Origin of the sequence: Flectobacillus roseus (genome assembly GCF_030056595.1) — a bacterium.
In the GTDB taxonomy this organism is placed as follows: Bacteria; Bacteroidota; Bacteroidia; order Cytophagales; family Spirosomataceae; genus Flectobacillus; species Flectobacillus roseus.
The window spans coordinates 507,494-522,601 of record NZ_JASHIF010000004.1 but is presented as its reverse complement, the minus strand read 5'-3'; the positions used below and the strand labels follow the sequence as shown (position 1 = coordinate 522,601).

The following is a 15,108-nucleotide window of genomic DNA, read 5'->3' as shown; positions in this document are numbered from 1 at the left end:
AGTACAATGCCTCAGATTCAAACTCCTTCTTGAAAGATATAAAAAGTGGTAAGTTTTCGTAACGAAAACTTACCACTTTCATTTTATACAAACTCATCAATATCAAGAACCGCGATGGCTATATTTTCCAATTTTTTGGAATAACTCTTTCGGGTTAAATGGCTTGGTTACATAATCATTCATACCTACTTCAAAAGCTCTATCTTGATTATTGAGCGTAGCTGAAGCCGTTAATGCGATAATAGGTATTTTTTGATTGAGTTCACGAATGCGTAATGTAGCTGTATAGCCATCCATTTCAGGCATCAACAAGTCCATCAGAATGACATCGTAATTACCACTCTTAAATTTTTCGACAGCGACGAGACCATTCTCCGCAACATCAAAATCAATTTCCCAACGACTTAGGAATTTAGTCGCTACTTTTACGTTTACTGGGTAATCCTCCACTAATAGAACCTTCACTCCTTTCAAACTAACCTCGTTAATACTTTCGGCAACAGGGGTTGGAATGGTTTTGATACCATTGCCAATTTTTAGTTTTAAGGTAAAATAAAACTTAGCCCCTTTTCCCTCTTCACTCTGTAGTTGAATCTTACTTCCATGAAGCTCTAACAATTTTTTGGTAATTACTAAGCCCAAGCCTGTACCACCAAACTTACGGGTGGTTTCAGAATTTGCCTGAGTGAATTGCTCAAAAATCAGTTCTTGTTTATCTAAAGGAATACCAATACCAGAGTCTTTTACTGATACATAAATCTGGGCTTCCTCCTCAGTTTTGCTCACTAACGAAATTTCTAAAGAAATACTTCCATTAATCGTAAACTTAACCGCATTAGAAACCAAATTGGATAAAATTTGTCCTAAGCGAAGCGGGTCTCCAATCAATGAATCAGGGATATCATCATCTACCATCAGGCGAATTCTATTTCCCTTTTCTTCAGCTTTTACCTGATTGGCTCTTTTGATATTAGATACTAATTGTTTGAAATCGAACGGAGTGGCTTCCAAATCAACTTTTCCTGCTTCAATTTTACTAAAATCAAGGATATCGTTGATAAGTACATGTAGATTATCAGTAGAAAACTGTAATGTCTTGAGGTTATCTGCCATTGTAGGCGAACACTCCTCTTGTTGCATCAGGTAGGTCATACCTACAATCGCATTGAGTGGCGTTCTGATTTCGTGGCTCATCATTGACAAAAACTCTGATTTGGCTTGTGTAGCTTTTTCGGCAGCGTCTTTTGCTTGACGAAGCTCAGTTTCCATCTTTTTACGATTGTCAATTTGCTTTTGTAGGTAGTCTACCAAAAGCAACAAATTATCAGCATCAAACGAAGGTAAAGAGCTATCTGTTTCAAGCGAATGAATTGCCTCAATCAATTTCTCGATAGAGCGTTTTCGTTGACCTATTTCATCTTTAAGTCGAATATTTATCTCAGCGTATTCTTTTTCATTGAGAGACGAAGAATGTTCAAAAAGTTCTTTATCTCTGTCAAAGTTCACGTAGGAGTCACTAACTACTTTCAAAAACTTCACCACATCCTCTCTTCCCTGCGACTCTGTATTTAGAAAGCGATTTACTTGTTTTGAAAGAAGTTTATGTAATTGATCGTTTTGCATATAAATCAAATCTCTGTAAATGTCGTAATAGTCATGGTTTGATTATGAAGGTCACATTTGGCTTCGGCCATCAAAGGAGATATTTCTCCGTAAGAGTAGAACCCCGTAATAAATGTATCTGGTCCAAATACTTCTCGTGCGGCCTCTACCTCTTCTTCGGTACGGTATCCCAATACGAGTCTTCTTCCAACGCAGCTAATTAAAATTGCTAATTCTGGCTTGAATGATAAGGATTGTAGCGCATTTTCGGCAGCCTCTGATGAAGCATCAAGTAAATTATCAAAGTTGGCTTTCATAAAGCGAATGAGTGCTCCTTTGGGGATTTCACCTGCAAAAGTCATACTTTGTTGTTTTTCATCAATAGAAAGAATCGTTCTTACAACTGGAGCAGCATCCGCATCAACACGCATCGACAACGGGAATAACAAGGCAGCTCCCGGTAAATCTTTGGCGTATTTTCCGAGATACTCTTTGTAGAGTTCTAAGGCAGGTTTATCACCAATCGTGTATAACACATTATACTGCGACTTGGTGATTTCTCTTTCTGGTCCAAAAACATCCCAGCCTCCCATTGTACCGTGACCGATTCTTAACTTATTTCCGTAAAAACCAATCCCTATTATTTTTCCTTCTGTAGGCTCTGAATTGAGTCCAACCAAGGTTTTCTCAAATCTATCATCATCCCCAGCAAGTCCACCTGTGACAGTCACGTGTGATGCTGTATGTTCGTTTAATGCTCTTACCAAAGCACTTCCGTTTACAATACCACCATCAGAAATAACCATAATATGAACTAAGTCATCAGCTTGAAGTGCCTCTACGATTTGACACGCTGACTGATAACTCTCACTGGTATCTTTAATATTAATTTCGGTCGTTTTAATAATCGTCTCCTCAAATTCGATACCCGTAACAACAATTGTTTGGGTTTCAACACCAGCATCAAAAATCTCTCCAGCTGTTGAATTTATAACAATTTCTGCCTTTGGAAAATTTTCACGAACCTTCGAATAAACATCCATTTGTTCGAAAAGCTTGCGTTCTCCAAAAACCATTACTAATTGTGCTTTTTCTGAAGAGAAACCTTCATCAATTCTTACACTCTCCCAAGTGTCTGAGTGGTAGGTACTTTGACAAATTTTCATCGTGTTAGAGAGATTTTATTATGCAGTTATTGAGTTGGCGATGAGCATAATAACACAAGAAATGTTTCAATTGTGTTAGTGTGGTACAATAATGGTTGTAATCAAATAAGCTACCCACAAATCAGTACTATTAATTCTACGCAAACTACTATAATTATTTAATTTACCCACAACTTAAATGCCAATCTTATCAAATGGTAAAAGTTTCTGTGGTTTTGTTTTATTATAGAAAATAAGAGTGGTTAGGTATTTCGGAAATACCGAAAATATTATATAAAGTGGTTAGGTTGCTTATCTATATCTATTGTAATCTAATGCAATTGCTAAGAAGGTATTGGCGAAATTGTTAAACCTTGATTGAACAAACTTACTTAATCTAAATGGATTCAACCAAAAATTTCGATAAACTGTAGTTTTTGGGCTTTTTTTGGTAAATGATGGGTAAATGTATAGGTGTAGAACGTACAAAAAATGATATCATCGTGCACTTAGCCCTTATTTTCCTCCCGGAGGGCAGTATTTTCTTAAATAGTTAGTGTATAAGGTAGAGAGGTGTTTTCCTGTCCCCTCTCCTTCACTAATTCCATGAGAACGGTTCGGATAAGCCATAAATTCAAACTGTTTGTTGTATTTGATTAGCTCATTCAACAGCATCTCGGCATTTTGATAATGTACGTTGTCATCGCCTGTTCCATGAATGTATAATAAATGACCTTGCAAGTTTTTGGCGTGCGTAATTGGCGAACCATTCACAAAATCTTCTCTATTTTCTTGTGGTAATCCCATGTATCTTTCTTGGTAGATATTATCGTAAGTCAACTGGTTACCAACTGCGGCTACGGCAATACCCGTTTTGTAAATTTGAGGATATTGGAACAATAGGTTTAGCGTAGTAGAGCCTCCACCACTCCATCCCCAAACTGCTACACGAGAGCTATCCATATAAGGTCTTTTTAGCAAATAGCTTGCTCCTGCCGCTTGGTCTGCAATATTGATTTGACCAATCTTACGATAAATAGCCTTGCGCCATGCACGCCCTTTGGGAAGTGGTGTTCCACGTCCGTCGATAGACACGTAGATATATCCATCTTTACCCATATCGCCTTGGTATAAATTGTTACGACCCGTGTAGTACTCATCTTTGGTAGTTGCTCCTGCTGGTTCGGTATATACATAAAAAACCACAGGGTATTTTTTGGTAGAATCAAAATTGGCTGGTTTTACCATCCAAGCGCTCAACTTCACGCCACCTTCTATCGGAATATCGAAAAATTCGATTGGTCGTTGAGCCAAGCGTACCTTTGAAAGTTTAGCTTCAATACCTTCTTTTCCACCCGCCACGCTATGATCAGGAAGATTTACCACTTCACTCATACGGCTTATTTGGCTGGAGTTGAATGAGTGAAATGCCATTTTTTGATCTGGAGAAATCTCATATGAGTGGGTACCACTTTGTGTCAATGGAGTAATACGTGTACTTTTACCTTGTCCGTCCAATGTCGTACTAAACAAATAACGTTGACGTGGATTATCAGGTGAGGCAGTATAATACATTTTATTATTTTGCTCGCTATAGCTCAAAATGTCAATTACATCAAAATCTCCGGGGGTCAATAATTGTTCTTTTCCATCCAAAGTAATTTTATAGGCATGATTCCAACCGTCTTTTTCAGAAATCCACAAAAACGATTTTCCATTGTCTAACCAATCCCAACCAACACTTTCGCCTGAACGATTGTTAAATTCGACCCAAGCTTCGTCTGTTTCTTTATAGATGGCTGTAGTAGCAGCAGTTTGTGCTTCAGCAATAAACAAAGTCGATATATTTTGCTTACGGTTCAATTGTTGAATAATCAACTTATTGGTGTTAGGCACCCATTCCATTTTAGGGATATAGTTGTTATTGGTAGCCCCCGGAAGTTTCATCCATTTCGTTTGTGCTGTTGACAATACTACCACACCTATACGACACGAAGAAGGCGTTTGTCCAGCCTTTGGATATTCAACTGGGACAATTTTTGAATATACCGAATCCGTATTATTAATCATGTAAAAATCTCTAATCGTATTAGCATCTATTTGCCAATAAGCAATCGACTTACTATCTGGACTCCAACGGAAGCCATCTCTGCATGAAAATTCTTCTTCATAAGCCCAATCAAATGTACCATTGATGAGTTTTTTTGTGCCATCCTTGGTCAAAGGAGTGATTTTATGCGTTGCGATGTTTTCAGAATAAATATTGTTTTTATAAACATAAGCTACAGATTTACTATCTGGTGAAATTTTGGCAAACATCAAAGAAGAGGCATCAAATCCTTTTCCTAGTTGTGAAAGCTGGTTGGTTTTGAGGTCCAGAATCCAGTAGTCTCCTTTTGTATCCAAACGCCAAACTCTTTTGGTATTGGTATAAATAAGGACTTTTTGGTTGTCTTCCGAAAAGCTATAACTACGTACTTTTAGTTCGTCATTAGCACCTTTGGGAGTAAGTAAATTTTTGGCAATTATCACATCTTTTTGACCTGTAATAGGATTCACACGAACAATCTGGTTCGCTTCTAAAGTAGTGTAATCACTTCCACCTTTATTCCAATTAATAGACTGTTGAGCCGTGGCAGGAAAAAGTAGACATAGGAGTGCAAGCGCACTCAATAATCGATGAAGTTGTTTCATAAATTTAGTTTTTATTTTAAAGGGTGAATTTCTTACAAATATTGGAAGGAAAAAATGAATTTATGATGATTGGCTTCAAGATTGAGGCAAAATCTGTTCATTTAGCTACAAAACAAAAGAGGCTACCCTTTCGGGTAACCTCTTTTTTAATGATACTTACCAAATTATGGGTTTGGTAAACAATCTTTATTTACGTTGATCTCTGTCTGAGGAATTGGCCAAATGTAAGCAGGCGAAGTTGTTGGAATCGCAGCAACAGTTGGTTTTGCAGGAAGAGCTAGCAAATTGCGTTGTAAATCAATCGAACGGAAACCCTCTCCTAAGAACTCGATGTTTCTTTCGGTCAAGATTGCATTTACTAAAGCTGTACCTGTTGTGATATCAGCAGCAGTGTAAGCAGTTGTAGAGCGGCCACGAACAGCGTTCAACAAAGTCAATGCAGAAGCATCAACAGCAGCACCAGCCAAACGAGCTTTTGCTTCTGCCAAGTTCAACAATACTTCTGAGTAACGAATTACTGGAACGAAATCTTTGTGAACAGGTCCTGTAGGGAATTTAAGCAAACGGATACGACCACCATCACCAGCGATATCATTTTTGATAAAATTGGTTCTACGAGCATCAGTTGCAGTAAACGCAGCGTTTCCTACAACTCCAGCAGGGTTCAATGAATAATCACCAATACCTGTCACTGGAACATAATAACTATGCAAACCATTTTGAGTACCTGGAAGGTCATTATCTCCCATTGGGAATGAGAATACAGACTCAACAGTTGTGTAAGGCGCTGCAAAAACTGAAGCAATATTTGCTTGAAGCGCGTTTGCTACACCAGTTGAAGCTTTGAAAGGAGCAGTAGTCGAAACAATTTTGTTAGCTTCTGTTACTACATCACTCCATCTGCTCATTTGTAAGTAGATACGAGTCTTCAACGCAATAGCTGTGTTTTTATGAGCACGAGTAGTGTTCAACAAAGCCGATGAATATGAAGCTGGCAAGTTTTGTTCTGCAAAATTCAAATCATCTAAGATTTGAGCATATACCTCAGCTACAGTACTTCTTTTCAAATTGTTATTTCCACTACCAACTTCACCTTTCAAACGCAAAGGTACACCAAGACTAGCACCTGCATCTTTATTGAAGGGTTGAGCATATGTATTTACTAAAGAAAAATAAATCAATGCTCTCAAGAAACGTGCCTCTGCTTTATATTGAGAAGTCGTTGCTGCATCAACTACGTTTGGATTTTTGTCCAAACCTTCGATAAACAAGTTTGCACGGTTTACAGCAAGATAAGCTGCGTTCCACATGTTAGTTGGCTCATTTGAAGATGAGTTGTTTGTGTGGTTCCAAGTTTGCAAACCAGTCACACCATTTGATGTAACGTTCAACCAGTTTTCGCCACGAATTTCGTTATAAATTAAATAACGACCACCAAACAACTGGCCAGACTTAGCACTACCGTACAAGCCATATACTTGAGCCAAAATACGGTCAGGTGTTGCAAATGCCTGTAAGTCAGACAATGATGTAATTGGAGCTGGTTCAAGCAATTCTTTTTCAGTACAAGAAACCGCTACCGTCAACATCATGAGAGCAGCCACAGATACTTTTAGTGTCTTCCCTGCATTTTTAAAAGCTACGTTTATATATTTTTTCATCGTATAATCAATTTAAAATTAGAAATTAAGCGAAAGACCTACTGTGTAAGTACGCGCCTGTGGCGTAGAGTTACGGTCAACACCTGGAGCAATGTTTGAACCACGGTTAGTTGAGATCTCAGGGTCAGCACCAGTGTAGCCAGTAATCAAGAATGCATTTTGTACTTGAGCATACAATCTTGCACTAGAGATTTTAGCCTTTTCTAACAAACCTTTCTTGAATGTATAACCCAAAGAGATGTTACGCATACGAATAAAGTCTCCTTTTTCTACGTTTTCAGAAATAGGGTTTGCAGAACCGTTAGATACATTATCACCGAATACCAAACGTGGGATGTTAGTCACATCACCTGCTTTTTGCCAACGATTCAAGATTTCAGTGTGGTTGTTCCATGCACGTTGATCACGCAAACCAGCTTTAGTACCATTATAAATGTAGTTACCACCTGAGAATTGCATGAACACGCCTAAATCAAATTGCTTATACTTAAATGTATTGTCGAAACCACCGAAGAAAGTTGGCATACCTGTACCCCATACTTTACGGTCAGAACCAGTGATAGCAGGAGCAGTTGAACCATCTTTCACATATGTCCATTTACCTGGGTGAGAATATTGAACTTCTTCACCTTTCGCATTTACAAAAATACGTTGACCGTTTGCAGGATTAACACCTCTTGTTTCGATTACGAAAATACTACCAACAGGATAACCTACACGAACGATGTTTGAACTTTCCAAACCACCTGTTTGAGCAATAATGTCAGCGTTGTTATTTGCCAATGCCAAAACCTCGTTTGAGTTAGTTGAGATATTAAGGTTAGCATTCCAAGTGAAATCTTTCTTCTCTAACACTAAAGCGTTCATTGTAAATTCAAAACCTTTGTTTACCATCGAACCAACGTTTGTGTTGATTGAGTTGTTTGGTACACCACGTGAAGGAGCTTGAGGCTCAGCCAAAACTAGGTCAGTGATATTATTTTGGTAGTAATTCAATTCACCTGTGATACGATCTTTGAACAAACCATAGCTAATACCTACGTCAACTTTAGTACTTTGCTCCCATCTCAAATTAGGGTTACCTGCTTGTGCAAATGCCCATGTTGGAGTAGAACCATATAAACCAGAACCAAACAAACTCAAAGAAGCAAAATCACTTACACCTGTATTACCTACGCGACCCCAGCTACCACGCAATTTCAATTCATTGATAGTATTGCTGATTGAAGAACCTTTCCAGAAAGCTTCTTCTGATAAACGCCATCCTAATGATGCACCAGGGAAGCTACCCCATTTGTTACCTACTGCATAAGCTGAGTAACCGTCACTACGTAAAGTGAATGAAGCCAAGTATTTTTTGTCGAAGTCATAGTTCAAACGACCGAAGTAAGATAACAAACCATTTTGTGATTGGTAGTTGCTACCAACAACGTTGTTTACAAAGCTACCTTGGAATGAAGTAAAGAATGGATCTGAAACTCCTGTACGACCAGCACCCCAACGGTTGATAGTGAATTTTTGTGCTTCAGTACCAACTACAACAGTAAAGTTGTTTTTATCAACATTGAAATCATACGTCAAATAGTTTTGCCAGTTCCACTGCTTAATGTTTGTGTAAGTATTGTAAGCAGAACCGTTTGTAGTACCAGCTTCACCATGGATTGGGTTCGAGAATTGAATATCTTCAATTTGAGTGTTATCCATACCGTAAGACGTTCTGAATACCAAACCTTTGTACAATTTGAAATCAGCAAAAATGTTAGCAATCAAGTGAGCATTCTCAGAAGTAAATTTACTTAATTCCAAATCTGGAAGAGGGTTGTAGTAACCACCAGGACCAACAAGGTTTTTACCTAAACCTAAGTTGTTAGCAGATCTGTTGATATTATAAGAACCATCAGCGTTATATGGTGACACGTTTGGAGCCAATACCAATGGCAAACGACCTAAACCACCTGTTGAGAAAGCACCAGTAGTACCTGTGTTAGGGGCTTGGTTGAATGAGTTAGCATAAGTAATGTTCGAACCAATAGTGATAAAATCTGTCAAACGGTGAGACACATTCATACGACCAGTCATACGGCTAAATGTGTTTTTCTTCAACATACCGTTTTGGTCTGTATAACCTACGGAGAAAGAGTATTTTGTATCTTTATTACCACCATTCAAGCTCAAGTTATGGCTTTGAGAATATCCAGTTTGGTAGATGTAATCGTACCAGTTTGTATTAACCAAGCTACCATCAGCATTGTAAGAAGGGAAGAATTGATCTGCCAAGCCAGCGTTTCTTGAAGCTTCATTTTTGATGTCCATAAATTGTTGAGCATCCAACATTTTGAATCTTCTGAATGTTTGAGTAGCACCTACCCAAGTATCATAAGACAACTTAGCTTTACCTTCTTTACCTTTTTTCGTAGTAATCAACATTACACCAGCAGCAGCTCTTGAACCGTAGATAGCAGTTGCAGAAGCATCTTTCAAAATTTCAACTGACTCAATATCAGATGGGTTGATATCACCTAAAGGGTTGTTCACTGTGTAACCACCTGCAGATACATCACCAGAGTTGATTGGCATACCGTCAATTACAATCAAAGGTGACGAGCTTTGGTTGATTGAAGACGTACCACGCACACGAATTACTGGAGCGTTGTTCAATACACCGTTTGGCGTTGTGATGTTAACCCCAGAAACACGACCTTGCAAACCTTGATCGAATGATTGAACTGGCTGAGTAGCGATTTCTTTACCAGAAACAGATGTTACAGCACCAGTAATAACTTTTTTACTTTGTGAACCATAACCCATTACTACTACTTCGCTCAACTCAGAAACATCTGATTCTAACTGAACATCAATTACAGAACGGTTACCTACTTTTACAGAAAGTGGTTTAAAACCTACAAAAGTAAATACCAAGGTCTCGTTTGGAGAAGCATTAATGGTATAATTACCATTTCCAGCTGAGGTTGTACCACGAGTAGTACCTTTCACAGATACACTAACTCCTGGAAGATCTGAGCCATTTTCGGCCATTGTGACTTTACCTGTTATTTTGCTTTGAGCAAAGATTATGCTCGCAGAAAACACTAACAGCATGGTAAGTAGAAGTCTCTTTTTCATGCAATAAAAGGGTTTTACTTGTTGACGTTTTTACCTGACAATTGTTGATTTATATTTATTAAAACTAAATCCAAAAGTAAACAGAGGCGATACTCCTACCACGTTGAAACCAACGAGTAATCAGTGCTACAACAAATGGCGAATGAAGTAGCGTTGCCGATTTTTATGGCTTGGGGAATTGATACTAAGGAACAATAAGAACAGGTTAAGGTAACTTTGTTTTGCAAACAAAGACTGGACTTATCTAGGAAATAGTATCAAAACTATCGAGAAGCTTTTGTAACAGTTAAGGTGATACATTAAGCCTACTTTGTAGCATTATCAAAACGCTCAAAGATTTGTAGTAGCATGTTATAGAATTCTATCTTTCATGCATTAAACGGAATATAATTTGTTGATGATTAAAACTGACTTTAGTTTGATTCTGTATGTGTTTGATTTTCTAAACTGAGGTGAAATTATACATTAACAATTAGTTTAACAATTATTTATATGCCACTTATTTAAAATTGTTTTAAAAATACAATGAAAAATTACTTTAGTTACATTTTTAACTCTATTTTTAGTAGTGGGATATACAAATAATAGAAACAAATCGATAATTATTACTCCTTTGTCGACAATTTGAGTTATAAAGAGCTTCTTCATGAATATAAGTATTAATACTTATCTCAAAATATAATTCTACTCAAATCAACAAAACCAATGCTATATTCTTTAAGTATCTATTTTTACCAAATAATAACCTGCATGTTTTTTAAGGCAAAATTTACTTTAATTTATTGAGTCAACAAGAGGCTAATAAGTGGCATAGGATAAAGATTTAATAAAAATAGTTATAATTTTAAATAAAATAACCATATTTTACTTTATTTTTTTATCGAGCAAAAGTATAGCTAAAAGTATAGGCAAAAAAAAAGGCCGCTGTTTTCACAGCGGCCTTTTTTTTTGTAAATCGAATGCTTAGTTGTTAGGCTTTGCAATCTCAACATTTACTTTTTTACCTTTAATAGAAGCACCTTCCATACGGTTCAATACAGTATTTGCAAATTCTTTAGGAACGTCAACAAATGAATATTTGTCAAAGATATCAATTTGACCCAATACGTTTCCTGGAATTCCAGATTCGCCTGCAAATGCTCCTACGATATTCGCTGGAGAGATTTTTTCGTTGAAACCAATGTTAACAAACATTCTTACCATGTTTGCATCGCGACGGTAAGGACGACCTTGTTTGTCAGAACGAGGACCTCTATCTTCCGAACGACTACCTCTATCTCTGCTATCGCCACGCTCAGAACGTCCACCGCGACGATCATCACGACCACCTCTTTCAAAACGACCTTCGCCACGACGACCACTGTTATCTCTGTCTCTGTTATTGAAACGGTCACGACGATCAAATTCACCGCTAAGGTTCTCGTCAGCGAATTCATTTTTCGTGATACCCATGTTCATTTTTACCAAAGCAGAAACTACTTGTTCAGTAGAATAACCTGCATGGTGCAATGCTTGTAATACATCTTCGAACAATTCTAAATCGCCTTCTTCGATAGATCCACGTACACGGTCAATAAACATTCCTTTTTTCACACCCACTACGTCAGAGAATGACGGAATTACACCTTTGTCAATTTTTACTTTAGTGTAATTCATAATTTCACGAAGACGGTTACGTTCAGCACCAACAATCATTGTAAATGCCTTACCAGATTTACCAGCACGACCTGTACGACCGATACGGTGTACATAATATTCTTCGTCTAAAGGTACATCGTAGTTAAATACCGCATCTACATCGTCAACGTCCAAACCACGAGCAGCAACGTCTGTTGCAACTAACACATTTACAACACCCGAACGGAATTTAGACATTACATTAGTACGTTGAGCCTGACGCAAGTCACCATGAAGACCTTCAGCAGCGTAACCACGCAATTGTAACTCTTCTACAACTTCGTCAACTCTTTTCTTCTGATTACAGAATACCAATGATAATTTCACTGAATAGAAATCCATCAAACGAGTCATTACCTCCATTTTCGCCTTTCCTTTAACATCATAGTAAAGTTGTTCGATATTAGAGTTAGTGATTTCGTTTTTCACTACTTTCACCAATTTAGGGTCGTTTTGGTAACGAGAAGTCAAGGCCATGATAGGCTTCGACATCGTTGCTGAGAAGAAAATAGTTTGACGTTCTTCTGGAGTTTCTTGTAAAATGCTTTCGATATCCTCTCTAAAGCCCATGTCTAACATTTCATCAGCTTCGTCAAGAACTACTTTACTTACATTTTCTAATTTCAAGGCACGACGCTCAATCAAGTCAATTACACGACCAGGAGTACCAACAACGATGTTTGCACCAGCCTTCAAAGATTTGATTTGACGTTCGATAGAGTCACCACCATATACTGTAGTTACCCAAACACCTTTTTTATGTTTTGCAATTTTCTTTAATTCTTCTGTTACTTGTACCGCCAACTCGCGAGTAGGACAAAGAACCAAACCTTGAACTACCTTTTCGAAAGGAGTTACTTTTTCTACAATTGGAATACCAAAAGCAGCTGTTTTACCAGTACCTGTTTGCGCCTGCCCGATCACATCGCGACCTTCAAGAATGAATGGAATTGCCTCAGATTGGATTGGAGATGCTGTCTCAAAACCCATATCTGCTACCGCTTGTTGAACTTCTTGTGATAATGAAAGTTCGTCGAATCTTAATAATTGACTCATTGTTTTTCGAAATGTCGGTAATTGACGTAACCTTAGTTACAAGGCATCAGAGATGTATGCCATTCATTCGTCCTGAACAGAATGGTTAAAATCCCTATCTATGGCTTGGTCAAAAACGACAAAATTGTGATTGTTAAAATTTGCTTTAATGATGCCCGAAACATCCGTTAAAGCTCTGGAGAAACCGATTTAAACTGATAACAGTTCGAGATTGGAAATTGCTTCATGCCAAGAAGCGAACACAGAGACGTGCGGATGTTTTTGTATAACGGGTACAAAGGTATCCTAAGTTTTTTGCATTAACAAATATAATTGTATTTTATTTAGAATCATTTTTTAGAAATTATCTCGCTTTTTCCAGCCTGACAAACTTATCTTAAATCTTTCCTATCAAATAATTCCTTCTTTTGACGCTTCAGCAAATTTTATTTTAAGAATAACAGCTTTCTCCAAATATATTGCGATTTGCCCTTACTCCTCTCAGTATTCTTCTCGTATCTAAAAAGTTCTCGACATATAGGAAATAGTTAATTAACAGCTACTTAATAACAAGTATAGGGTGTCCCATTGCCTGTGACTAGCATTTATTTACTCATTTTTACCAATCCTTTTACTCAAAAAAGCTTTATGCATGAACAAAAAACGTTTGGCAAATCGTTAATAATGAATAGATCTTTTTTCCCGTTGAACCTTGAAATTTGTCAAATTAAGTCTTTGAATAAACCTTTAGTGCATTTGCAGAATTACTATTTCAATAGGATAAACACAAGAATGAAAATATAATTTTTCCAGTTTATCCTATAATCAATATAAGAATACTTGGTAAAACAAGATAAAAAATGCTAAGGAATTTAGACCTTTGACAATTAATTAATAGGCATTCCGTTCTTGATGGGAAAATTCCAAAACTATTTCTGGTAAAGCACGATGAAAACATTCTCATTCCTTTTTTTGATCCTCTTTGGCTTAACAACAACTATTAACGCTCAAATTTATTCTGATTCCTTGATTGTCAACATTCAGAATAATCTGGTTAAGCTACAAAACGAAAATGAAAATCTCAAAGGGCGTATCGAATTACAAAGCGTTTCTTTGAACGATATCTCTAAAAATCAATCGCTCACTGACCGTACAAAGTGGGAGAAAATCCGTACAAATTTGGTCAAAAGTGCAGAAGTCTATAAAATCTTAAGCGACGATATTATCGACCTAAAATCACAAGTAATCAACCAAGATTATCAAGGTTATATCAAAAAGTTGAGTAGTGTCGAAAAAGGTCCCTTAGGCTTTTCTTTTGAAGAGGTAATTCTAAAAACAGCTCAAAACAAGGCGATTTTTGATAAAAAAGAAAAAAATGAGCGTTTTGTATCTGTTCTCAAAAGCTTGAAGGATAGCCCAATAGTGGGTCTGATTCCCTATGCATCACAGGCCGTGAACCTTTCGACCGCAGCTGTAAACGTCGCGTACGCAGCAGGGGTGCAAGACAAAAAGGTAAACTTTGACAAAATCAAAGAGTTTGAAAAGGAGCTTCAGCGCTACACTGGTTTTTATAACGCTTTGGATAAAGCAAACCTAACCAATGCTACTTCGAGTTCGCAAACAGTTACTCTTTTGGAAACATTACAACTTGATGTTTTAGAAAAATTTAAGAAAGACGGTCAAAAAATAGGCTTCAACCCAAGAGAAATTCGTGGAGACGAAACAATAGATGACTATTTCAATTATGTGATGGGTGAATTTACGCCAGAATTGATGCGTAAGAAAACGGCAGAAATTGAAAAAAAATATACAGGAAAAGATGGCAAAGTAAATCTTGGAGAGTTATTGCAATCTGAATTAGATGTGCGTCATGTCAACAACAACCTAGACTACCTACAGTCGCTCTGTAATCGTTTTGTTGGAATTCATGACAATTATTTTGACCTAGAAACGCGTTATTTTGATCAAGTAAAACAGGCAATCAATGTAGCCAAAGGCAATAATATTATCGAAGCAGTGGGCGAGAAAAATGCTCAAATGGTTTATGATGATTTAATTAAAGATTTAACATCTAAAAAGAAAAAGAAAGATGCTGCCATAAAATCGAGCATCAACATTAAAGAGTTGAAAGACAAAATTGATTCTGTTGATATTTACAAAATTTTGTAGTA

7 protein-coding genes are annotated in these 15,108 nt (G+C 37.2%); 1 reads left to right on the top strand and 6 read right to left on the bottom strand.

Going from position 1 to position 15,108, the window contains the following annotated elements; translation table 11 throughout:
- Positions 1 to 102: 102 nt before the first annotated feature.
- From QM524_RS06765 to QM524_RS06740, 6 genes are all read right to left on the bottom strand, one after another.
- Positions 103 to 1,623 carry an ATP-binding protein gene (locus tag QM524_RS06765; RefSeq protein WP_283343982.1) on the bottom strand — a complete coding sequence of 507 codons (1,521 nt, stop codon included), beginning with the start codon at positions 1,621 to 1,623 and terminating at the stop codon, positions 103 to 105.
- Between the two features lie 5 nt (positions 1,624 to 1,628).
- Positions 1,629 to 2,768 (bottom strand): FIST signal transduction protein, encoded by a 1,140-nt coding sequence (locus QM524_RS06760; RefSeq protein ID WP_283343981.1) that lies wholly within the window; start codon positions 2,766 to 2,768, stop codon positions 1,629 to 1,631.
- Between the two features lie 495 nt (positions 2,769 to 3,263).
- Complete coding sequence (locus QM524_RS06755; RefSeq protein ID WP_283343980.1) at positions 3,264 to 5,441, bottom strand: S9 family peptidase; 2,178 nt, start codon at positions 5,439 to 5,441, stop codon at positions 3,264 to 3,266.
- A gap of 164 nt (positions 5,442 to 5,605) precedes the next feature.
- Positions 5,606 to 7,102: a RagB/SusD family nutrient uptake outer membrane protein gene (locus QM524_RS06750; protein WP_283343979.1), complete on the bottom strand. Its 1,497-nt coding sequence runs from the start codon at positions 7,100 to 7,102 to the stop codon at positions 5,606 to 5,608.
- 18 nt (positions 7,103 to 7,120) lie between these two features.
- Positions 7,121 to 10,225: a SusC/RagA family TonB-linked outer membrane protein gene (locus QM524_RS06745; protein ID WP_283343978.1), complete on the bottom strand. Its 3,105-nt coding sequence runs from the start codon at positions 10,223 to 10,225 to the stop codon at positions 7,121 to 7,123.
- A gap of 963 nt (positions 10,226 to 11,188) precedes the next feature.
- Positions 11,189 to 12,958: a DEAD/DEAH box helicase gene (locus QM524_RS06740; RefSeq protein WP_283343977.1), complete on the bottom strand. Its 1,770-nt coding sequence runs from the start codon at positions 12,956 to 12,958 to the stop codon at positions 11,189 to 11,191.
- 927 nt (positions 12,959 to 13,885) lie between these two features.
- Between QM524_RS06740 and QM524_RS06735 the strand changes: the two genes are divergently transcribed.
- Positions 13,886 to 15,106, top strand: coding sequence for a hypothetical protein (locus tag QM524_RS06735; RefSeq protein WP_283343976.1), 1,221 nt, complete (start codon positions 13,886 to 13,888; stop codon positions 15,104 to 15,106).
- The last annotated feature ends 2 nt before the right edge of the window (positions 15,107 to 15,108 follow it).